Origin of the sequence: Klenkia sp. PcliD-1-E (genome assembly GCF_024124375.1) — a bacterium.
Classification (GTDB): Bacteria; Actinomycetota; Actinomycetes; order Mycobacteriales; family Geodermatophilaceae; genus Klenkia.
The window spans coordinates 1-1475 of record NZ_JAMXRZ010000248.1 but is presented as its reverse complement, the minus strand read 5'-3'; the positions used below and the strand labels follow the sequence as shown (position 1 = coordinate 1475).

General features: G+C 78.1%; 2 protein-coding genes and 1 pseudogene. All 3 read left to right on the top strand.

The genetic code is table 11. The features are described 5' to 3' along the window. A pseudogene (locus tag NH342_RS22945) lies at positions 1–237 on the top strand (flagellar export protein FliJ); the annotation flags it as partial. Beyond that, positions 225–1190 (top strand): NlpC/P60 family protein, encoded by a 966-nt coding sequence (locus NH342_RS22940; protein ID WP_253018678.1) that lies wholly within the window; start codon positions 225–227, stop codon positions 1188–1190. The pseudogene NH342_RS22945 and the gene NH342_RS22940, both read left to right, overlap by 13 nt. Then, the coding region (locus tag NH342_RS22935; protein ID WP_253018676.1) for a hypothetical protein at positions 1187–1475 on the top strand (289 nt) is incomplete at its 3' end. The genes NH342_RS22940 and NH342_RS22935, both read left to right, overlap by 4 nt.

Here is a 1475-nt window from a genome sequence, read left to right as displayed (position 1 = left end):
GCCGATGAGGTGGATGCCCGGGCGACCGCCCGGGCCACCGCCGAGCAGGCCGAGGCGGTGCGGGCGCGCTGGACCGCCGCCGCGCAGGCCACCAAGGCCCTCGAGCGGCTGGCCGAGCGGCACCGGCTCGCCGGGGTGCGGGCCGAGCTCGCCGCCGAGGAGCGCGCCGCCGACGACGTCGTCACCGGCCGGCACGGCCGGACCAGGACCGGGGAGGAGGACACGTGGAGGGACTGACCGCCGTCCAGAGCAGGATCGCGGAGATCCAGAGCCGCATGGCGACCTTCGCCGGGGGCGGCCCGAACGCCGCGTGGCTCTCGGCCGCCTCCGCGGCCGGGCTGATGGGCAGCAGCGCCACCACGGCCGCCGCCGGGACCACCGCCACCGCGGCCACCGCCGGGGCCTCGGCCGAGACCGCGGTCGTGCAGGCAGCGACCCACTACCTGGGCGTGCCCTACCTGTGGGGCGGCACCGACCCGGCCAAGGGGCTGGACTGCTCCGGCTTCACCCAGCGGGTCTTCGCCGACGTCGGCATCAGCATCCCCCGCACCTCCAGCCAGCAGGCCACCGCGGGCACCGCCGTCGCGAGCCTGGCCGACGCCCGCCCCGGTGACCTCGTCTTCTTCGACAACAGCTCCGCCCGCGCCGGCATCGACCACGTGGGCATCTACCTCGGGAACGGGAAGATGATCGCCGCACCGCAGGAGGGCGACGTCGTCAAGGTGCAGGACGTCGGCAACCCCACCGTGATCCGCCGGGTGCTGCCCACGGCCACCCCGTCGTCCGCGCCCACGGGCGGTGCGCTGGCCGGGGTGCCCTACGCCGACCTGTTCACCTCCGCCGCGTCCCGCTACGGCGTCAGCGCCTCGGTGCTGGCCGGCATGGCGAAGGTCGAGTCCGGCTTCGACCCCGGTGCGGTGAGCCCGGCCGGCGCGCAGGGGCTCATGCAGTTCATGCCCGCGACCGCCGCCGGCCTCGGCGTCCGGCCGATGGACCCGGCCTCGGCCGTCGACGGCGCCGCCCGCTACCTCGCCCAGCTGACGTCCCGCTTCGGCTCCACCGACCTCGCGCTGGCCGCCTACAACGCCGGCCCGACCGCGGTCGCGAACGCCGGGGGCATCCCGGCCTACGCCGAGACCCAGGCCTACGTGCGCACGGTGAACGCCGCCGCCGCGGGGTACGCGTCGTGACCGCCGCCCTCGGCGCGCAGCTCACCGTCGCCGCACCCGCCACGACCCCCACCGCGGCCCCCACAGCGGCCTCGGCCGGCGACCCGGACGGGGCGGCCGCCTTCGCCGGTGCGCTGCAGACGGCCGTGCGGGCCCAGCGCGACCCGGGCGCCCGGCCCGACGACCAGCCCGGCACGCCCGAGGACGACGCCGGCGCCGCGGCTACCGCGCCCCCGGTGGGGGCGCCGCCGTGGTTCCTGCTCGCCGTACAGCCCGTCGTGCCCGCCGTCGCGGTGGCCGTCCCCG